Here is a 19,635-nt window from a genome sequence, read left to right as displayed (position 1 = left end):
GGCTCAATAGATTATGTATTAATCTAATTTAACAATTTAGCGGTTGGGAGTGAAACTTATGTGTAGTACTTGTGGATGTGCATCGAGAGAGCGAAAAATTGAGGGGGATGACCATCATCATGGTCACGACCACCACCACGATCACGACCATCATGACCACCACCATGATCATGAATCTCACGGGCAAACAGTGATTATTCATCACCATTACTATCATCAAGGTGATGTGCATAACCATTATCACCAATATGAACCCGCACCTGCTGAAAATAAATCTAAAAAGCATAAACACAAACATAAGCATAAACATATTTATCAAACGGCTGAGGCGAGTTTTAAACCAGCTGGGGAACACCATGACCTTGATTACGGTCACGGTGAAGCGGGTACCCATGCTCCGGGGATCAGCCAAAAGCGCATGCTACAAATTGAGATGGATGTATTAGATAAAAATAACCATCTGGCGGAGCATAACCGCGAGGATTTTAACCAGAAAAATATTTTGGTATTGAACCTCGTTTCTAGCCCAGGTTCTGGAAAAACGACCTTACTCACAGAAACCTTATTAAGGCTACGTGACAAAATCAATTGTGCAGTGATTGAAGGTGACCAACAAACCACTAATGATGCACAACGGATCCGCGAAACGGGTGTGCCTGCGATTCAAGTGAATACAGGAAAAGGCTGTCACTTAGATGCACAAATGGTACACGATGCAACGGCACGTTTAGATTTATCAGATAACAGCCTGTTATTTATCGAAAATGTTGGGAACCTCGTGTGCCCTGCCAGTTTTGACTTAGGGGAGCGCCATAAAGTGGCGGTGCTGTCGGTCACGGAAGGGGAAGATAAACCTCTCAAATATCCACATATGTTTGCGGCAGCAGATATTATGTTATTGAATAAAATTGATTTATTGCCATACCTGAATTTTGATGTCGATGCGTGTATTGCCAATGCCAAACAGGTGAACCCCAATATCCAAGTTATTCAAGTGTCTGCGACACGTGGCGAAGGGATGGATGCATGGCTGGCATGGTTGGAGACACAGCTATGTGCTTAGGTATTCCGGGCAAGATAGTTGCAGTTGGTGAAGATATTCACCAACTCGCTCAAGTGGATGTTTGTGGTGTAAAACGCGATGTTAATATTGGCCTAATTTGTGAAGGTGAAACCACTGATTTATTAGGCCAATGGGTATTGGTACACGTTGGGTTTGCTATGAGTATCATCAATGAAGAAGAAGCACAATCTACCTTGGATGCCTTAACCGCGATGAGTCAATTAGACCATGAAGTTGGTGATTTTAGCGGTTTAAATGCAGGAGCAACAGATGCAGTACGTCGATGAATTTCGCGACCCTGTTCTTGCAAAAGCGCTATTGGCGCATATTCATCAACGGGTGAATGAAATACCTCAAGCGAAACGACGTCCATTACAACTCATGGAAGTCTGTGGAGGCCATACCCACGCGATTTTTAAGTTTGGTATTGACCAGTTATTACCCGCTGAAATTGAATTTGTTCATGGGCCAGGTTGCCCTGTGTGCGTTTTACCAATGGGACGAATTGATGGCTGTATTGAAATTGCACAGCACCCAGAGGTTATCTTTTGTACTTATGGTGATGCAATGCGTGTGCCGGGCGAAAAGGGTTCTTTACTTGACGCCAAGCGTAATGGGGCGGATGTCCGCATCGTTTATTCGCCGCTAGATGCTTTGGCATTAGCAGAGCAGCATCCCCATCGCCAAGTGGTTTTCTTTGGCTTAGGCTTTGAAACCACCATGCCGAGTACTGCAATCACCTTGCAGCAAGCAAAACGCCGCCAACTAGCCAATTTTAGTGTTTTTTGCCAGCATATTACGATTATTCCCACCTTGCGTAGCTTACTCGAACAACCGGATGTGCGTATTGACGGTTTTTTAGCGCCGGGGCACGTGAGCATGGTGATTGGTGCGCATCCCTACCAGTTTATTACTGAAGATTTTCATAAACCCTTAGTAGTTACAGGATTTGAACCCTTAGATATTTTGCAGTCATTAGCCATGCTAGTTGACCAAATCGCCGATGGCCGTTGTGAGGTAGAAAACCAATATAAACGCGTTGTGGCAGATGAAGGCAACCTGTTAGCACTTAAGGCGCTAGAGGAAGTTTTTGAACTCAAACAAACCAGTGAGTGGCGCGGATTGGGGGAAATTGCAGGTTCAGGGGTTCAATTAACCCAAGCTTATCAATTTTTTGATGCCGAGATGCGTTTTCAGGTACAGCCCCATAAAGTGGCGGATGACCCGCAAGCGCGCTGTGGTGAGGTTTTAACAGGGCGCTGTAAGCCCAGCGAATGTACGCTATTTGGGCGTCGTTGTACGCCACAAACTGCTTTTGGTGCATTAATGGTTTCTTCTGAAGGTGCCTGTGCAGCTTATTATCAATATCGTCGGGAGGCATAAATGAGTCGTAATGCTAACAATGTAGTGACGATGGCTCACGGAAGTGGTGGGCAGGCGATGCAGCAATTGATTGAACAACTGTTCTTACAGGCATTTGCTAACCAAGCGCTGAATGAGCGGGAAGACCAAGCTCGGCTAGCATTGGCAGAAATGACCGTATTAGGCGATCGTTTGGCATTCAGTACCGATAGCTATGTCATCGACCCGATTTTTTTCCCCGGAGGCAATATTGGTAAATTAGCCGTTTGCGGCACAGTGAATGACGTCGCAGTCAGTGGTGCTATTCCCAAATACCTTTCTTGTGGTTTTATTTTGGAAGAAGGCTTTCCGCTTTCTGAGCTTACCTCAATTGTGGAATCCATGGCGGCAACGGCAGCAGCAGCGGGAGTGGATATTGTGACAGGCGATACCAAAGTCGTGCAGCGCGGGGCAGCAGACAAAATTTTTATCAATACGGCCGGTATTGGTGTGATCCCGAGCAATATCCAGTGGGGAGCGCAGCATATTCAAGCGGGGGATAAAGTGATTGTTAGTGGTACGCTGGGGGACCACGGCGCCACTATTTTAAACCTACGCGAACAACTCGGGTTAGAAGCGGAGCTTTGCAGTGATTGTGCAGTATTAACGCCATTGATAGCACCGCTACGTGAAATTGACGGCGTTCGGGCATTACGAGACGCAACTCGTGGTGGCGTAACGGCAATCCTACATGAATTTGCCCAAGCCAGCGGCTGTGGAATTGCGGTTAATGAAGGCGATTTACCTATCTCTTCTGCGGTTAGGGGGGTGTGTGAGCTATTGGGTTTAGAGCCGTTAAACTTTGCGAATGAAGGTAAATTAGTGATTGTGGTGAAACCTGAAGCGGAAAATGCAGTGATTGCTGCACTACACCAACACCCATTAGGGAAAAATGCAACTACCATTGGCTGTGTGACTGAGCAAAAACAAGTCAAATTGGTTGGGATCTTCGGTACATCAAGGTTATTAGATTTACCCCACAGTGAGCCTTTACCCCGTATTTGTTAATTGAAAACGGCCTATAGATTCTATCTATAGGCCGTTTCAGATTGCTGTCAAACATATAATGTTTGACAGCAAGTCTAATAGGTTATTGAAATAAATTAGGAAAATCAATCTATTGATTTTCGGCTGATAACACAAAGCGGGAAAAACCACGCTTTTATCCCGCTTTGTCAACAACCTCAAACGCCCTATAGATAAAAACTATAGGGCGCTCAAATTTATTAACGTCTTAACATACCTTTATCAATAATAAAATCGATAATAGTTTCTAAGCCGACTTTTTTCTTTAAGTTAGTAAACACATAGGGCTTTACTGGGCGCATTCTTGCGGTATCGGCTTCCATCACCTCTAATGAAGCGCCGACATAGGGGGCAAGGTCAATTTTGTTAATCACCAATAAATCGGAATGGGTGATCCCCGGGCCGCCTTTACGTGGGATTTTTTCGCCTTCTGCAACATCGATAACATAAATAGTTAAGTCTGCCAGTTCTGGGCTAAACGTCGCGCTGAGGTTATCACCGCCGCTTTCCACAAACACGATATCAAGGTTTTTATGGCGCATGGCTAACTCTTCAACTGCCGCTAAATTCATTGATGCATCTTCACGAATAGCGGTATGAGGGCAGCCACCAGTTTCAACACCAATAATGCGATCTGCATCTAATGCTTCGGCACGGGTTAAAATTTTGGCATCTTCTTGGGTGTAAATATCATTGGTGACAACGGCAATTTGGTAAGTGTCGCGCATGGCTTTACATAATACTTCTAATAATGCGGTTTTTCCTGAGCCGACTGGCCCACCGACACCAATTCTTAAGGGTTGATTATATTCTTGCATAGCATTTTTCTCATGAACGAAAAAGTCGTGTGTATTGGGTTTCATGCCGACTACTGGCAATAATTTGTGCAGGTGTAAAACTGCCAATATCGTCTATTGGCCAGATTGCCGATTGCGTAACCACTTCGGGTATGCGCTCAGCAAGGGTAAATAAAATATTTTGCCCTGCGCTTTGCCCTAAAGGGATAAGCTTAACACCGGACATCACCGTGTTTTCTAGCCAACCCCATGCATACGCGGTGCACAATTTTTCAACGTCAATCTGCCAGTTTACTGCGGCGAGGGCGAAGGCTATTAGCTGGGTTTGTTTCACACAGGTTTGCAGGTTAGCATCCAGTTCAATACCTAGCTGAGGAAGTAGTCGGGCAAAAGCAATTCCTCGTTGCCGCTCTTCTTGACGCAACTCTTTGGTTTCACGGCTGGCAATCATAAATTCACACCAATATTTCACCGCTTCAATATCACCAAGGGAAAGGGAAGTATGAATTTGCCGTAAAACAGGAAGCTCTAATGTCGCAATCGCATGGGTCATTTGTGCGGTTAGCCAGCCAGCAAGGGTATCAGGTGTCGTTACCCAGCCTTTTTCAATCGCCCATTCTAGGCCTTGTGAATAGGTAAATGACCCAACAGGCAAAGAAGGGCTAACTAACTGATATAAGCGCAGATCTGCTAACATAGGCAAACTCCCTGACCACCGATTAGTGGTGGTGATCATCGTGGCCGTGATGGTGGTGATGACCACCTGATGAGCCGCCATAGGCACCTGGTTCTGGTTGGTACTTTTCTAAACCGACACTGACGGTAGCACCTAATCCACGTGCCATATCATCTAGCACATGGTCATGAAAATAACGGCACCAGCCCGCTTCAATTTGCAATGGAACATGGCGGTTACCTAAGTGATAGCAAACGCGAGCAAGCAACAGAGCGTCATCACTGTAAACCGTAGAAACTTGCTCTTTCGCGGCTTCGATGGTGACTAACTCGCCGTCTTCAGTGGATAAAACATCGCCTTCCTTCAGGATGGTTCCGCGCGGCAAAAATAGCCCCGCTTCTTGCCCATCGCTTAAAGTGACTTTTAAACGGCTTTTGGTGCGCTCATCCATGGTTAAGCACAGGGTTAACGCGGTTGGTGAATGCGGTTGTGGAGCAATCACTTTAATAAATTTTTTCATTCTCAGGCTCTTTTAATTAGGGGTCAGAATAAAAAGTAACGTTGTGCCATCGGTAACTCAGTCGCTGGTTCACACACCAGTGGGATGCCATCGGCTTTGACGATATAGGTTTGTGGATCAAGTTCGATGTGTGGCACATAACTGTTGTGAACCATTGAGGCTTTGCTAATGTTTCGGCAGCCTTCAACTCGGCCTATTTGGCTCTGTAGGCCTAATTTTTCAGGAACACCTGCTTCAATACCGGCTTTTGACATAAAAATCATCGAGGTATGGTATTTTGCTTTACCTAACGCTCCAAACATCGGGCGGTAATGTACTGGCTGTGGCGTCGGGATCGCAGCGTTAATATCGCCCATTGGCGCATAAGCGACCATTCCCCCTTTCATGATAAGGGCGGGTTTGATACCAAAAAATGCAGGGTCCCATAACACGATATCAGCTAATTTGCCGATTTCTACCGAACCGACTTCATGGGCGATACCGTGGGCGATAGCGGGGTTAATGGTATATTTCGCCACATAGCGTTTGATACGGTTATTGTCGCTATCGAGAGTGTCGCCTTCTAACGTCCCGCGCTGTAATTTCATTTTATGAGCGCATTGCCAAGTACGAGTAATCACTTCGCCAACGCGTCCCATGGCTTGTGAGTCTGAAGACATCACAGAAATTGCACCCATATCGTGCAAAATATCCTCCGCAGCAATGGTTTCACGGCGAATTCGAGACTCAGCAAAAGCCACATCTTCTGGAATCGATGGGTCTAAGTGGTGGCAAACCATTAACATATCCAAGTGCTCATCAACGGTATTGATGGTGTATGGCATCGTTGGATTGGTCGACGCTGGCAGAATATTCGGTTCTCCAACGGATTTGATGACGTCAGGGGCATGGCCACCGCCAGCACCTTCGGTATGGAATACGTGGATCACTCGCCCTGCAATAGCTTTCACGGTTTCTTCATAAAAACCGCCTTCATTCAGCGTATCTGAATGGATAGCCACTTGCACATCCATTTCATCCGCCACATTCAAGCAGTTGTGAATAGCCATTGGGGTAGCGCCCCAGTCTTCGTGAATTTTTAAGCCTATTGCGCCCGCTTCGATCTGTTCGCGAATCGCTTCGGGCTGACTGACACAGCCTTTACCAAATAGCCCTACGTTGATCGGCAGTTCATCAACGGCTTCTAACATGCGGTACATATTCCAAATACCAGGGGTGACGGTCGTGGCATTAGTACCAGCAACAGGGCCAGTTCCACCACCTATAAAGGTGGTAACACCGGAAACCAGACCTTCTTCTGCCTGTTGTGGGCAAATAAAATGAATGTGAGTATCAACGCCACCCGCGGTGATAATTTTACCTTCACCAGCAACCACTTCTGTACCGGGGCCGATAACGATATCGACATTGGGTTGAACATCGGGGTTGCCTGCTTTACCAATCCCCGCAATACGGCCGTTTTTAATTCCGATATCCGCTTTAACAATGCCCCAGTGATCTAAAATAATGGCATTAGTGATTAACACATCGACACACTGGTCACTGGTGACTTGGCTTTGACCCATGCCGTCACGAATAACTTTACCGCCACCAAATTTGACCTCTTCACCATAGGTGGTGAAATCTTTTTCGATCTCTAGAAATAATGCTGTATCAGCTAAGCGCAAGCGGTCACCGGTTGTGGGACCAAACATATCCGCATACGCTTGACGAGAGATTGTTTTCATTATTAATTCTCACTCTCTAACTTGCCCATGACTTTGCCATGGAAACCATAAATTTCTCGTTTGCCGCTAAAAGCGACGAGTTCAACCGTACGACTTTGTCCAGGTTCAAAACGCACCGCCATACCCGCTGGGATATTCAAACGAAAACCCAGTGTGCCTACGCGCTCAAATTTTAGGGCGTCGTTGACTTCATAAAAATGATAGTGAGAGCCAATTTGAATCGGGCGGTCACCATGGTTGGCAACTTGTATTGTTTGGGTTTCTCGACCTGCATTGAGTTCGATATCGCCTAAAGCGTGGTTGACTTTAATTTCACCGGGGATCATGTTGTTACCTATACAATCGGGTCGTGAATAGAAACCAGTTTTGTGCCATCAGGAAATGTACATTCCACTTGGATGTCTTTGATCATTTCTGGCACGCCTTCCATTACCTGCTCTGCGGTTAACACGGTTCGGCCTTCGCTCATTAATTGGGCAACCGTCTTGCCATCACGGGCGCCTTCCATAATCGCACAACTGATCAATGCGACCGCCTCAGGGTAATTGAGCTTTAATCCACGGGCTAAACGCCTTTCAGCAACGAGGCCTGCCGTAAAAAGCAATAATTTATCTTTTTCTCTGGGGGTTAATTCCATTTTTTGCTCCTAAAAAACGTTTAAGTTGCCCAAATACGCGGCGGATCAGGGTAATAACCTAACCAGTATTGTCTTGTTGCCTGCCAAATATGGGCGAAGCAAGCCATCATGGGCTCGGTTTGAGAACCTAATAACCGCAATACTAAAATACCGTCTACATCAGTCAGTCCATACTCAAGCGGCCTCACTTCCGTAGAGAAAAACACGGCCAAACTCTCGTGAAGTTCAGCTTTTAATTCATCGCTGGCGGGGTAGATATACAAGGAACCTACCATAGGAAATTCACGCATGACGGCTGATTGTTTTTGTGAACCCTCGATAAATATGGATTCCGCCAAGGTGAGTTTGTCATCAATATAAAACTGCAAGCGGCCCCGAATATCCCCGTTGTCGAATTGCTCGTTTAATACGGGTCGGCCTAAACATTGGATTTCCCAGCCGATAAACTTTGAGGAACTTGCGATTCGAACATGAGTCTCTAAGCGAACTTGAGCCTCAGGGAAAAAAATGTTTTCTTGAGGTAACCATTCTAAGAACCCATTGGGCCCGACGGTTAAGCTTTGTACTTGTCGTGCAACGCCGCCCGCACTACGATAAAATTTTGTTGCACCAGGCGTGGTCAATAACGCATGGGCATGTGGTTGAACATCAATATTGATAAGGAGTTTATCCCCCCCGACAACGCCACCGGGTGGATGAAGTAAATACGTGTGTGCAATGCCTTGCTCGGGGTAGAATGGCCGCTGAACCATTAAAGGGCCGATATGTTGTTTTTCCGTTAAGCGGGTGACGCCACGTTTTAGTTCATATCGTAAAAAAATTTCAGCTAACCAGCCTGATCCTGAAAAATCAGACATACTTTCTCCTGCAACTCAGTCAACTAAAAATACGCGAACATGTTTAGCTATACCCCAGCAAAAATTGGGTATTTATGATGTAAAAGCTAATGCAAGTAGGGTAGGGTGTGAGTGAATACCAAAATCATTATTATTATGCAGTGTTATCGGCTGCATGTATCTGCCGCGCGATTCTACACCTTATATCGAAAATTGCCTTTCAATTAAACAGCATTTTATTTAGAAAATATAACAACCATCAAAATAACAGTAAAAAATGAGCGTATATCTATATTGCGATTTCAGCGTAACGGGACTATATTCTCATCCGCACTGATATGGGGTTGATATGCTTTTACTACGTGGCTTTATATCTATTCAACAATCCCTTTTCTTGGGAAGTCATTCTGACATTAACTGCAGTTTATAGAGATTATGGAATATAAATTCTTTCTTTCGGAAAGCCAAATGGTGTTAAAAGCGTTTTATATTGAAAACGCGATGATAGCCATGCTAACTGGCGCGAAAGGAAATGTCGTGATCAACGGTCAATCCATTGAAATTGAAACCGATGTCACCTTAATTATTCCTAAATACAGTCAAGTTTCTTGCAATATTGTGTGTAACACCGTGAATCAGCCGCTTGAATTACACACCTTGTCGATGTCAGAAGAAGAATTACAATCGGTATTTTTATTACTAAAAACATTGATGAAGTCGGTTGCGCCACTGACTAGCCACCAACCCATTTACCATGTTTCTCCCCCTGAAACGGTGAGAGATAACTTTAGTTTATTAAAACAATGCTTACCATTAAAAAAACAGAGTGAATCCCAAGAAGCATTGTTAATGAAACAGAGCCTATATTTTATTTTAATGGCGGTATATCAAGAAGGTATCGATATTCTTAACCTGTTTCGTTTTAATTATGATGAACCGAAAAACCAAGCAATTACCCATTTGATAACCCAAGAACCGCAAAAAAAATGGCATTTAGACGATGTCGCAAAAGCGTTATTTACGACACCTTCAACTTTGCGTCGCCATTTGAACCGTGAAGGGGTGTCATTTCGTCAATTACTGCTAGATGTTCGAATGGGAATGGCGTTGAATTATTTAACATTTTCGAATTATTCTGTTTTTCAAATTAGTCATCGTTGCGGTTTTGGCAGTAATGCCTATTTTTGCGATGTCTTTAAGCGAAAATACAATATGACGCCTTCTCAATTTCGGTTGCAATCAAGGCAGTCGAACGACCCGAATTTTATTACCAATTTGTCCTTGCACTCTAACCCAATTGAATTTGACAAAGAAATTGATGAGTAGTTGTTAAGGTAAGTCAAATAACGACTTAATTTTGACGGTTTCTCGAATAAATTCGCTGTTCTATTGATGTAGCGCCTAGCAATCAGGGCGTTAAATTTAATATAACTCATATTGGTTACTCTACACATAGTGAATATCTCACCAATAGCGACATTAATGAAAATAACGTCATTAATTATATGAAATAAAAAATAAAATCTGTCTATAGAGGGATGTATGATTAAAAATATCGTTGCCGCAATGTGCTTGATGGGGCTCACACTGCAAGCACAGGCGGCAGAACTGGCTCAATCACAAACTTTACGTTTAGCGATTGGCTCAGAGCCAACAGAGGGTTTTGACCCCATGCTCGGGTGGAGCCACGGCAGCTACCTACTGTTGCATAGCCCATTACTGAAACAAAAAACTGACCTTTCATGGCATAGCTATATGCTTGAAAGTTATCAACATAATGCAGATGGTAAACAGTGGACACTCAAGCTGAAAAAAGGCTTAAAATTTTCCGATGGCTCACCGTTAACGGCAAAAGATGTTGTATTTACCTATAACAATGCTGCGGCAAGTGGCGGTAAGGTGGACATGGGGAATTTTGCCAAAGCAGAGGAAATTGACCCACTCACCGTAAAAATCACCTTATCTTCCCCACAAAGTACCTTTATTAATGTACTTGGTTCGTTAGGGATTGTTTGTGCCGATAAATATGATGCGAAAACCTATGCACATAACCCAATTGGCGCAGGTCCTTATCGTTTAGTTGCATTCCAGCCGGGGCAGCAACTGATTGTCGAGCAAAATCCGTATTATGCAGGGCCAAAAAATGACTTTGGTAAAATGGTCTTTGTTTTCCTTGATGAAGATGCGGCCTTTGCGGCGGCACAAAGCAATCAACTGGAAATTGTTCGTATCCCTGCTGCGGTAGCGGCGAATGCTAATGATGTGAAAAACATGAAATTGGTTGAGCGCTATAGCGTGGAAAACCGCGGCATTTCTTTCCCAATTCCACCTGCCGGTGAGAAAGATGCTCAAGGTAACCCTATCGGTAACGACATCACTTCAGATGTTGCTGTCCGTAAAGCCATTAACTATGCTCTTGACCGTAAACTATTGGCGGAATCTGTGTTGGAAGGCTTTGCCGTACCGGCTTATACCGGCGTTGCAGGGCTGCCATGGAATAGCCCAGACTCCGCTTTTAAAGATGGTGATCTTGAAAAAGCGAAATCCATTTTAGAAGATGCGGGATGGAAGCTGAATAAAGAGGGCTTACGTGAGAAAAATGGCAAAGTGGCAAAACTGACATTATGGTATGCCAGTGGTGATACCACACGTCGAGACCTTGCGCAGGCAATCCGTTCAAGCTTAAAACCGATTGGTATCGAGATGGATTTAAAATCGGGGAGCTGGGAAACCGTTGAGCTACACATGCATGCTAACCCAACACTTTTTGGTTGGGGAAGCTTAGACCCGATGGAAATTGTCCATAATTACAGTAGCAAAGCAGCAGGTGTTGGCTTTTATAACCCTGGTTATTATAAAAATGCAGCCGTTGATGAGGTAATCGAAAAAGCGTTAGCACAAGCTGACCAAGGCGCGGCGATTCCGTTATGGCAGCAAGTAGATTGGAACGGTAGCACGGGTGTTGGTATTAAAGGTGATGCTCCATGGGCTTGGTTGATGAACCTACAACATATTTATTTACTGAATAATTGTGTTGATTTAGGTACCAGTGCTCCTGAAATTCACGGATCTTGGTCGGTGTTAAATAATGTCGATGAATGGGCGTGGACCTGTCAGTAATGCGAACTGCACTTGGGCTTTTATTGCGATTTTTTGGTTTATTAACCGTAACGGCAGCGGGGATTTTTATCCTGCTGAGTTACTCGCCTATCGACCCAATAAAAGCCTATATTGGCAATGACTTACTGCACGTGCCTCCTGAGCAATATGCGCTAATTGCTGCGCGATGGGGGCTTGATCAGCCTTTATGGGTACAGTTCTGGCGTTGGTTTTCACAAGTATTACAGGGGGATTTGGGCTATTCCATGCTCTATAATACCCCTGTAATTCAAGTGATTGCTGACCGCCTTGTGCCTTCTTTAGCATTGCTTATTTGTGCTTGGTTGTTTTCTGGTATTGTGGGTTTTGCGCTAGGGTTAGTCGCTGGGCGTTATTTAAACCGCTGGCCAGACAAACTTATCTCAACATTATGCTATTTACTTGCTTCAATTCCTGTTTTTTGGGTCGGTTTGCTGTTGCTGTCTTTGTTCGCGGTGACATTACAATGGGCTCCAATATGCTGCGCTTGGCCGATAGGCTTGGATGAGCAAACGGCAACTTTTTCACAGAAACTTCACCACCTAATTTTGCCTGTAATTGCGTTGGGTATGCTAGGCGTGGGTAATATCGCATTGCATACACGAGCCAAAGTTGTTGAGGTGATGAGCAGTGAATTTATTCATTACGCACGGGCTCAAGGGGATAATGGCTGGTCAATGATGGGTTTCCACGTGTTGAAACATGCCATCACCCCCGCAATTTGTTTGCAGTTTGCTTCTGTAGGTGAATTATTGAGCGGGGCATTGCTAGCTGAAAAAGTATTTGCCTATCCAGGCTTAGGTCAGGCAACGATAGATGCGGGGCTACGTGGAGATATTCCCTTGTTGATGGGGATCGTCATGTTATGCGCTACGCTAATATTTTTAAGCAATACGGTAGCAGACAGCCTGCTAAAAAAAGTGAATAAGGGAGTGATGAGAGGATCATGACCTATAACCCTAATCGCGCCTTATTTAAGTTAGTTTTCTCATTACTTTTATTGGTCATCGTTAGTATTTATGCGTTTGGCCTCTCCCTTAATGATATTGAAATGAATTTACTCGATAGGCGCTTGCCACCTTCGTGGGCGCATCTATTTGGTACAGATAATTTAGGACGTGATTTATTTGCCAGAACCTTTCAAGGTGTAGCAACTAGCTTGCAAATCGGCCTTATGGCTGCCATTACCAGCGGTTTCATTGCACTTATCATGGCGGGGTTATCTTCAATAAGCAAAGTTATGGACTATGTGGTGCGTGGCATTATTGATGCTATGTTGGCATTGCCGCATCTTTTATTACTGGTATTGATTTGTTTTACGCTGGGTGGTGGAAAAATGGGGGTGATTTGGGCCGTTGCACTGACACATTGGCCAAAATTAGCCTTAATTTTACGTTCGGAGTTACAACGAGTTAGCCAGTCAGATTACATTATGTTATCTCAACGTATTGGTAACAGTGCATTTTACCGCTGGCGTTATCATTATTTACCCATGATTTTGCCGCAATGGATGGTAGGAACATTGTTAATGTTTCCCCATGCGGTTTTACACAGTGCGGCATTAAGTTTCTTAGGTTTTGGTTTGTCGCCCCATGAACCCTCACTAGGTATTTTATTATCTGATGCATTGCGCTACCTCAGCACAGGTGCTTGGTGGCTGGTGGTTTTCCCAGGCGTTGCATTAGTCGGATTAGTGTTATTATTTGACCAATTTGCTAAGGCCTTGCAGCAGCTATGGTTGAAGGGGGTCGTATGTTGAGTCTTGATAATCTCACCGTAGATGTCGCGCAGTTTCGTTGGTTAGGGCGTAAACGTTGGGCTCCGTTACTACAAGGAATTTCCTTAGATATTCAGCCCGGTGAAATGGTCGCGCTGGTGGGTGGAAGCGGAGAAGGTAAGAGCTTGTTATTACAGAGTGTTTTGGGGTTACTTCCCCATAATATGCGCTGTCGTGGTGGTATTCACCTTAATGGTAAAAGGCTGACGGAACAAAACAAAGCTCAGCACCGTGGTAATGCATTATGCTATATTCCTCAAGGGGTTAGCGCGCTTAATCCGCTAATTCGTATCGGCCCACAATTAGAACGTGCCGCAGTGTTAAGTGGGCAGCATATTAAAATGCACGATGTTGCACGGCACTTACAGCAATATAATTTGCAAAGCTCACTAGTGGATAGCTACCCAAACCAGTTATCCGGTGGAATGGCAAAACGGGTACTCGCCAGCAGTGCGACACTTTCCCGCGCACAATATATTTTAGCGGATGAAATCTCATCATGGTTGGATGACGACCATGCGATGCAACTGCTCGAAAATATAAAATCACTGTGTCACGTTGGCCGAGGTGTTTTATGGGTCACCCATGATTTATCCATGGCTGTGCGTTTTGCTGACCGCATAGCCTTATTACGTAACGGAGAGTTGGAAGAAGTGCTAAGCAGCCAACAACTGCAACAAGGCGGTGGTGGAAAATGGCTACAATCGTTGTGGAATGCGTTACCTGAACATCAATTTATGGCAAGTAAATGAGTATTACTGAACCTATTTTACAAGTAAATAATTTATGTATTGATCAAGGTGGGCAACGGCTGTGGGATGACTTTAGTTTGTCACTGGCTAGCGGTGAACGCCTTGGAATATCTGCGCCCAGTGGTTTTGGTAAAACTACGTTAGGCCGAGTGTTAGCTCAGTGGCAAAAGGCATCCCAAGGAACCATTCTATTTGAAGGCCAACCATTGCCTCGACATGGTTATTGTCCGGTTCAATTAGTCCCTCAGCATCCAGAGAAAAGTTTTAACCCATACCGTAAGGTCGGTGCGAGTGTATTTGATGCTTGGCAGCCAGACTCTCACTGGTTAGCGTATTTTTCGATTAAACCTGCATGGCTAGAAAGGCTTCCCAGTGAGTTATCCGGTGGTGAGCTTGCTCGTATCGCCTTATTGCGAGCCCTTGACCCGCGAACGAAAATTTTGATTGCTGATGAAATCACCGCACAGTTAGACGCCAATTTGCAAAAAGAGATTTGGCAGTTGTTAGTGAGATTATCGGAAGAGCGCCCGTTGGCGATGATTATTTTTAGCCATAATAAAGCGTTATTAGAGAAAGTGTGTAGTCGTGTTTTTAGCCCAGATAAATAAAAGGTTATGTTATGCCATCGGTTATGACGGCATAACTATAATTCAATTATTCAGTAATTTGGGCCAGTTTATCAATTTCTTTTAATAAATCATTGACATTCGGGCGATAGCCAATCCCATCGTTAACACCTTCCGTATAGGTCGATTTTTTTATCAGTTCGCGCATTCCCCAAGCAGATAAAATAATTTGATGTTGTTTGGCATAGCCTTGAAGTAATGCTAATGCGCCTGCACACAAAGGAGTCGCACTAGATGTACCTGAGTAATCTTTTGTGTAATTGCGTTCATTACCGGGGTATTTTTGTAGTGAGCCATACCCTGTGGTTGTAACACTCCAATCTCCCCATGAATTAATTAATGAACTTTTTTGATTGTAATTAGAAAAATAAGCACGACTTCCAGTCTGATTATTACACGCGCCAACTAACATACTGCCATTATCACCGAAATCAGTCATAACTCCGGGTTCACTTAAATCTAACCCACCATTACCGGCTGCCAATATAACCGTTGCACCTTTGTCGACCATAATTTTGATTCTTTCCCACCAATTACGCACAGCTGTGGCAGGAAGTAATTTTTCGCCAAAAGAAAATTGAATGTCTAAGCTTACAATATCACCAGGCTGGACATCATTAGTAAGTTGATCGAGATCATCAGTATCATAGAAATAAAATTGACAATTGTGTGCAATGCCAGTTACACCAAATGCATTTTTAGTGGCAATAATACAGCCTGTTGATGCGGTACCATGATTACAATCTTGAGTTTCAGGGCGGCTATTAACGACGATCAGATTTGAATTTTTGAGATCTTCATGGTTTTTGTAAACACCAAAGTCTAAATGGCGTACTACGGCTTGCGAACCATCAATGTTTTTTTCCCATGCGTTTCTCACATTCATACCCATTGGTGCATCTAAATATTTTTGTAAATAAGTGAAATTAGGGGTTATCTCATTGCTACTGGTGTCTTCTTCTAGAACTTGACTATTTAAAGGGAGTTTTGGCGGAAGATAGCCGGTCGTGTCAGGACAAATACAGCAATAGCTGACATAATCTAATTGTTCAATCTTTTGTGATAGTTCAAGTAAACGATCAAAATTATCTTCCCCATAAAGGTTTAGGTATTCATATTGTTTAACAGAGGATTCAATATTTGATTTGATTAATATTAATTTTGAATTCATTAGTTCATTTGGTAATATATCCATAATCAAATGCGAACTTTTTATTTCAGATTTAATTTCTAAAAAATATTTATTAATTCCATCTATTTTATGATTTATTGTTTTTGATTTGGATTCTTTTTTAATATTTTGCTTGGTTTTCTGTTGGGCGAAGTAATAGCTAGCAGGGCTATCAATTAGGTGGTGAATGTTTTTATTACTATCTATAAATGAAATGGTTACATGGTAGTTCCCCGATTTATCTACCTTGAAAAGATAATGGTCATTATTAGTTGAAATGGTTTCTATATTTTCATTATCTAAAAATAAGCTAATGGTGACTGTTTTTTTGTTTCTATTATCAAAGTTAACGACAATGCCATTTGAATATTTATCGATAAATTTAAAGGTTTTTATATTCATATATTCTCTTTTTATATAACATATATTGATATGCTTTTAATTATTTAAGCATTAAGTTGGGTATGTTATTTAAAAGGGAAATTGTATTTACGACAAGATTGATAATTTAATAGAATTTAATGGAAACTATAATTTTAATATAAATAATAAATTAATTTATTTTGGTTTTGACAAATGTCATAGGGATATCTATACCCATCCTCTATTTTAAATCCCTCAAATGAAAATGATAACCATTACTATTGTTGGGGTGAATATATGTCTTATCGTTTAAAACGGCACCAATTGGCGCATTGTATTGCACTCACTTTAGGCATAGGTACTTTGGCGACACCAATTGGGTTCGCGGCACCAGCAGGCACACCAGACAAACTGATCGTCACGTCTTCAACAGGCCAAAGCCGTTTGTCACCGAGTGAACAGCAAGAAAAAGATAAGCTTGAAAAAGTAGCTGGTGGAACCAATTTAGTTGTTATCGAAAAAGAAACTCGCCTTGCTACCTTACAAGACGCCTTGGATTACCAGCCTGGGTTGGTTATCCAAAATTTCTTTGGGGGGATTGACCAGCCGCGTTTAAATATTCGCGGCTCTGGTGTGCAAAGTGCACCGCTTGCTCGTGGTGTATTGCTGCTGCAAGATGGCTTACCCGCAACGGATGCAGACGGCAGTTTTCACATCAGTACCTTAGAAATGCGTGATGCGCGGATGGTGAGCGTACGCCGCGGCGCAAATAGCCTTAACCCACAAAGTAACAGCTTGGGCGGTGAATTGGATGTGCTCTCTTACACTGGCCGAAGTGAGCAAGGGCGCCTACGTTATGAGTACGGCTCCCATGGGCGCGAAGGGCTACAAACTGCCTTCGGTGGTGTTTCTGATGATGGGTTATTTGATGGGCGTATTAATTTCACTTATGACCATTTTGATGGTTATCGCAAACACTCTGCTTCCCAACGTAAAACGTTACGCAGCAACTTTGGTTATGTGACTGATAACTTTGAAAACCGAACTTGGCTGAGTTGGACAGATTTGCGCTTTGACGTTGCGGGGCCAGTTTCTGAAGAGGTATTAAATAATAACCCAACAGAGGTGTACCCAATGGTTTGGTTGCGTGATCCTCACCGTAATGTTGAGCAATTCCGAGTGGCTAACCGCTCTGACTGGCAAGTGGATAACCAAGCAATTGGTGCAGGAGTTTGGCACATTCGTACTCATGATAATTTTACTACTCCCGCTTACTACCGGTTTAGCCGCAGCCACAGTGAAGGGCTGCAATTTACCTATAATATTGAAACTGAGCCCGTGACATATCGTACAGCTCTTGCATGGGACCAAATGACCTTGCAGACTGAATTAATGCAAAATCGTAAAGGGACACCCGCAGACAAAACAAAAATAGGTAAATATGATGGCCGAGCTGAAAACCTCTACGGCAGTGTTGGGGTAGACTTACATATTACGCCAACAGTGACCGTTAATTTAGATGTGAAAGGCACACATGCGCGCCGTGATGTAGAAAAACGACAGAGTCATTTGTCGTTAGACCAAAGTTGGACATTTTGGACACCAAAAGCGGGAGTGATTTGGCGACCAACGGAAAGCCAGCGTTACTTTGCTAATATCAGTGCGAGTGAAGAACCTGCAACATTTTGGGAAATTATTAACTCCAGCAATGGAAAATTGACGAAACTCTCACCACAAAAAGCCATTACTTATGAAATTGGGGGAGAAGGCGATGTCACCGATGGGTTGAAATGGAGCCTTGCGCTGTACCGTAGCCAAATTAAAGATGAGTATATTACCACTTATGACAGTGCAGGAACTGTCGTTGGTGTGTTTAATTATGCCGCGAAAACTCGCCATCAAGGCTTAGAAGCTGGGCTTACAGGACGTGTTGGCGCAGGTCCGGGGGATATCAATTACCGAGTTTCTTGGACTTATAATGATTTCCGTTTCATGGGCGGTGAATATAATGGCAACTATATCGCGGGTATTCCACGTAATATTGTTGCTGCCGAGGTGTTATATGAAATTGGGGATTGGAGTGTTGGGCCTAATATTCATTGGGCACCTACGGATATGGCAGTTGACCACCAAAACAACCTTGATATTCAAAAACGTAAACATTATGCCGTACTGGGGCTGAAAGGTAGTTATAAGCCTACAGAGCAGTGGTCTGTGTATTTATCGATGGATAATTTAACCGATGAGCGCTATGCAACAACATCGGTTGCCAACCAAACCGTCACAGCAAAAGACAGCACTTTATTCCCCGGTATGGGGTTTAATGTGAATGGTGGCGTAACCTATAATTTCTAATAATAAATAAACGCATTAATATTGGTTAATGCGTGGTTGTTAAAATGGGCGCTGTGCAGAAATAGATAATTGCGTTAAGTAGTTTTCATTATGGATATGCACAGTGTCTTTCTCGATATCAATAAACCCTTTTTGCCGCCACCCAGAAACCAACCGACTGAGTGTTTCGTAGCGTATGCCTAATTTAGCCGCGAGTTGGCCCCGTGATAAAGGTAAAACAATATCTGAAGTTAGTTGTTTATGTTTTAAATCAAGAATATAAGCAGCTAAGCGTTGTTCAGCAGAACTTGAGGTTAGCCAATCGATATGGTTAATGTTTTCATACAGTTTGCTACTAAAACGCATGAGTAGCTTTTCCATAATTTGTGGGCAGGCATGGCAAAGCCGTAAAATATCACGTTTATCGAGTAGCAAGGCTTCACCGTCGGTTTTTGCCCGTAAACTCATAGGATAACGGTTATGTGGCATAAAAACGGCTGCGATGGCAACAATTTCCCCTGTGCAAAATAAACCAAAAATTTTTTCCTCGCCCAAATAAGTGTGGCGATACACCTCAATTTGCCCGCTTATCATCAAAGGGCAATGCTTAAATGGTTCCCCTTCATGGTTCAGGATTTCACCACTTTTAAAGCGAATATGGCCACAATTTTCCAGCAGTAATGCCAGTTTTTCATCTTCTATCCCATTAAACAGTAAGCACGATTTTATGGCATTGAGTGATTGTGTATGGGGGAAAACGTTTTTGACAAATGTCATAGGTCATCCTCTTA

General features: G+C 43.4%; 20 protein-coding genes. 11 read left to right on the top strand and 9 right to left on the bottom strand.

Translation table 11 applies throughout. The features are described from left to right. Positions 1-58: 58 nt before the first annotated feature. Genes hypB through hypE form a run of 4 tightly spaced genes read left to right on the top strand, consistent with a single transcriptional unit; the run spans position 59 to position 3,472 of the window. A complete protein-coding gene (gene hypB, locus PSE72_RS08860) occupies positions 59-1,063 on the top strand; it encodes a hydrogenase nickel incorporation protein HypB (RefSeq protein WP_115167832.1) in 1,005 nt (334 codons plus the stop codon). Further along, positions 1,054-1,350, top strand: a complete 297-nt coding sequence (gene hybG / locus PSE72_RS08855; RefSeq protein ID WP_004908461.1) for a hydrogenase maturation factor HybG — start codon at positions 1,054-1,056, stop codon at positions 1,348-1,350. Before hypB ends, hybG begins: the two co-directional genes overlap by 10 nt. Next, complete coding sequence (gene hypD / locus PSE72_RS08850) at positions 1,334-2,446, top strand: hydrogenase formation protein HypD (protein WP_272690949.1); 1,113 nt, start codon at positions 1,334-1,336, stop codon at positions 2,444-2,446. The genes hybG and hypD overlap by 17 nt, the downstream gene beginning before the upstream one ends. Continuing rightward, positions 2,447-3,472, top strand: coding sequence for a hydrogenase expression/formation protein HypE (gene hypE / locus PSE72_RS08845; protein ID WP_115167830.1), 1,026 nt, complete (start codon positions 2,447-2,449; stop codon positions 3,470-3,472). A gap of 218 nt (positions 3,473-3,690) precedes the next feature. Here the strand turns inward: hypE and ureG are convergent, their stop codons facing one another. Genes ureG through PSE72_RS08810 form a run of 7 tightly spaced genes read right to left on the bottom strand, consistent with a single transcriptional unit; the run spans position 3,691 to position 8,704 of the window. After that, the gene (gene ureG, locus PSE72_RS08840; RefSeq protein ID WP_115167829.1) at positions 3,691-4,308 is read right to left on the bottom strand and encodes an urease accessory protein UreG; all 618 of its coding nucleotides are present in this window, start codon (positions 4,306-4,308) and stop codon (positions 3,691-3,693) included. Between the two features lie 10 nt (positions 4,309-4,318). Beyond that, complete coding sequence (locus PSE72_RS08835) at positions 4,319-4,984, bottom strand: urease accessory protein UreF (RefSeq protein WP_115167828.1); 666 nt, start codon at positions 4,982-4,984, stop codon at positions 4,319-4,321. 22 nt (positions 4,985-5,006) lie between these two features. Beyond that, the gene (ureE, locus tag PSE72_RS08830; protein ID WP_004908477.1) at positions 5,007-5,483 is read right to left on the bottom strand and encodes an urease accessory protein UreE; all 477 of its coding nucleotides are present in this window, start codon (positions 5,481-5,483) and stop codon (positions 5,007-5,009) included. A gap of 23 nt (positions 5,484-5,506) precedes the next feature. Beyond that, positions 5,507-7,210, bottom strand: a complete 1,704-nt coding sequence (ureC, locus tag PSE72_RS08825; protein ID WP_198641633.1) for an urease subunit alpha — start codon at positions 7,208-7,210, stop codon at positions 5,507-5,509. A 2-nt stretch (positions 7,211-7,212) separates the two neighbouring features. Beyond that, a complete protein-coding gene (locus PSE72_RS08820) occupies positions 7,213-7,536 on the bottom strand; it encodes an urease subunit beta (protein ID WP_004908481.1) in 324 nt (107 codons plus the stop codon). 8 nt (positions 7,537-7,544) lie between these two features. Beyond that, positions 7,545-7,847 carry an urease subunit gamma gene (locus PSE72_RS08815; RefSeq protein WP_004908484.1) on the bottom strand — a complete coding sequence of 101 codons (303 nt, stop codon included), beginning with the start codon at positions 7,845-7,847 and terminating at the stop codon, positions 7,545-7,547. 20 nt (positions 7,848-7,867) lie between these two features. After that, positions 7,868-8,704, bottom strand: coding sequence for an urease accessory protein UreD (locus tag PSE72_RS08810; RefSeq protein WP_217007791.1), 837 nt, complete (start codon positions 8,702-8,704; stop codon positions 7,868-7,870). Positions 8,705-9,151: 447 nt separating this feature from the next. On the opposite strand from PSE72_RS08810, the gene PSE72_RS08805 reads away from it, so the two are divergent. The 6 genes from PSE72_RS08805 to PSE72_RS08780 all read left to right on the top strand — a co-directional run bounded on the left by PSE72_RS08805 (position 9,152) and on the right by PSE72_RS08780 (position 14,958). After that, on the top strand, positions 9,152-10,009 hold the full coding sequence (locus PSE72_RS08805; protein WP_272690948.1) for an AraC family transcriptional regulator: 858 nt from the start codon (positions 9,152-9,154) through the stop codon (positions 10,007-10,009). A gap of 240 nt (positions 10,010-10,249) precedes the next feature. Beyond that, positions 10,250-11,803, top strand: a complete 1,554-nt coding sequence (locus PSE72_RS08800) for an ABC transporter substrate-binding protein (RefSeq protein WP_232800942.1) — start codon at positions 10,250-10,252, stop codon at positions 11,801-11,803. After that, the gene (locus PSE72_RS08795) at positions 11,803-12,771 is read left to right on the top strand and encodes an ABC transporter permease (RefSeq protein ID WP_004908492.1); all 969 of its coding nucleotides are present in this window, start codon (positions 11,803-11,805) and stop codon (positions 12,769-12,771) included. Before PSE72_RS08800 ends, PSE72_RS08795 begins: the two co-directional genes overlap by 1 nt. Continuing rightward, positions 12,768-13,580: an ABC transporter permease gene (locus PSE72_RS08790; RefSeq protein WP_115167826.1), complete on the top strand. Its 813-nt coding sequence runs from the start codon at positions 12,768-12,770 to the stop codon at positions 13,578-13,580. The genes PSE72_RS08795 and PSE72_RS08790 overlap by 4 nt, the downstream gene beginning before the upstream one ends. Further along, on the top strand, positions 13,574-14,350 hold the full coding sequence (locus tag PSE72_RS08785) for an ATP-binding cassette domain-containing protein (RefSeq protein WP_004908500.1): 777 nt from the start codon (positions 13,574-13,576) through the stop codon (positions 14,348-14,350). The genes PSE72_RS08790 and PSE72_RS08785 overlap by 7 nt, the downstream gene beginning before the upstream one ends. A 14-nt stretch (positions 14,351-14,364) precedes the next feature. Beyond that, the gene (locus PSE72_RS08780) at positions 14,365-14,958 is read left to right on the top strand and encodes an ATP-binding cassette domain-containing protein (RefSeq protein WP_162598833.1); all 594 of its coding nucleotides are present in this window, start codon (positions 14,365-14,367) and stop codon (positions 14,956-14,958) included. A gap of 46 nt (positions 14,959-15,004) precedes the next feature. Here PSE72_RS08780 and PSE72_RS08775 read toward each other — a convergent pair whose 3' ends face one another. Beyond that, positions 15,005-16,549 carry a S8 family serine peptidase gene (locus PSE72_RS08775; RefSeq protein WP_198641629.1) on the bottom strand — a complete coding sequence of 515 codons (1,545 nt, stop codon included), beginning with the start codon at positions 16,547-16,549 and terminating at the stop codon, positions 15,005-15,007. Positions 16,550-16,807: 258 nt separating this feature from the next. Between PSE72_RS08775 and PSE72_RS08770 the strand changes: the two genes are divergently transcribed. Beyond that, complete coding sequence (locus PSE72_RS08770) at positions 16,808-18,865, top strand: TonB-dependent receptor family protein (protein ID WP_109911755.1); 2,058 nt, start codon at positions 16,808-16,810, stop codon at positions 18,863-18,865. 39 nt (positions 18,866-18,904) lie between these two features. Here PSE72_RS08770 and PSE72_RS08765 read toward each other — a convergent pair whose 3' ends face one another. Next, positions 18,905-19,621, bottom strand: coding sequence for a Crp/Fnr family transcriptional regulator (locus PSE72_RS08765; protein WP_109911756.1), 717 nt, complete (start codon positions 19,619-19,621; stop codon positions 18,905-18,907). Between the last annotated feature and the right edge of the window lie 14 nt (positions 19,622-19,635).

Origin of the sequence: Providencia sp. PROV116 (genome assembly GCF_028482485.1) — a bacterium.
GTDB classification, from domain to species: domain Bacteria; phylum Pseudomonadota; class Gammaproteobacteria; order Enterobacterales; family Enterobacteriaceae; genus Providencia; species Providencia rettgeri.
This window is presented reverse-complemented; position numbering and strand designations above follow the sequence as displayed.

Coding starts and splice junctions, on each gene's coding strand:
- hypB (WP_115167832.1), top strand. CDS start 59: ATGTGTAGTACTTGTGGATGTGCATCGAGAGAGCGAAAAATTGAGGGG.
- hybG (WP_004908461.1), top strand. CDS start 1,054: ATGTGCTTAGGTATTCCGGGCAAGATAGTTGCAGTTGGTGAAGATATT.
- hypD (WP_272690949.1), top strand. CDS start 1,334: ATGCAGTACGTCGATGAATTTCGCGACCCTGTTCTTGCAAAAGCGCTA.
- hypE (WP_115167830.1), top strand. CDS start 2,447: ATGAGTCGTAATGCTAACAATGTAGTGACGATGGCTCACGGAAGTGGT.
- ureG (WP_115167829.1), bottom strand. CDS start 4,308: ATGCAAGAATATAATCAACCCTTAAGAATTGGTGTCGGTGGGCCAGTC.
- PSE72_RS08835 (WP_115167828.1), bottom strand. CDS start 4,984: ATGTTAGCAGATCTGCGCTTATATCAGTTAGTTAGCCCTTCTTTGCCT.
- ureE (WP_004908477.1), bottom strand. CDS start 5,483: ATGAAAAAATTTATTAAAGTGATTGCTCCACAACCGCATTCACCAACC.
- ureC (WP_198641633.1), bottom strand. CDS start 7,210: ATGAAAACAATCTCTCGTCAAGCGTATGCGGATATGTTTGGTCCCACA.
- PSE72_RS08820 (WP_004908481.1), bottom strand. CDS start 7,536: ATGATCCCCGGTGAAATTAAAGTCAACCACGCTTTAGGCGATATCGAA.
- PSE72_RS08815 (WP_004908484.1), bottom strand. CDS start 7,847: ATGGAATTAACCCCCAGAGAAAAAGATAAATTATTGCTTTTTACGGCA.
- PSE72_RS08810 (WP_217007791.1), bottom strand. CDS start 8,704: ATGTCTGATTTTTCAGGATCAGGCTGGTTAGCTGAAATTTTTTTACGA.
- PSE72_RS08805 (WP_272690948.1), top strand. CDS start 9,152: ATGGTGTTAAAAGCGTTTTATATTGAAAACGCGATGATAGCCATGCTA.
- PSE72_RS08800 (WP_232800942.1), top strand. CDS start 10,250: ATGTGCTTGATGGGGCTCACACTGCAAGCACAGGCGGCAGAACTGGCT.
- PSE72_RS08795 (WP_004908492.1), top strand. CDS start 11,803: ATGCGAACTGCACTTGGGCTTTTATTGCGATTTTTTGGTTTATTAACC.
- PSE72_RS08790 (WP_115167826.1), top strand. CDS start 12,768: ATGACCTATAACCCTAATCGCGCCTTATTTAAGTTAGTTTTCTCATTA.
- PSE72_RS08785 (WP_004908500.1), top strand. CDS start 13,574: ATGTTGAGTCTTGATAATCTCACCGTAGATGTCGCGCAGTTTCGTTGG.
- PSE72_RS08775 (WP_198641629.1), bottom strand. CDS start 16,549: ATGAATATAAAAACCTTTAAATTTATCGATAAATATTCAAATGGCATT.
- PSE72_RS08770 (WP_109911755.1), top strand. CDS start 16,808: ATGTCTTATCGTTTAAAACGGCACCAATTGGCGCATTGTATTGCACTC.
- PSE72_RS08765 (WP_109911756.1), bottom strand. CDS start 19,621: ATGACATTTGTCAAAAACGTTTTCCCCCATACACAATCACTCAATGCC.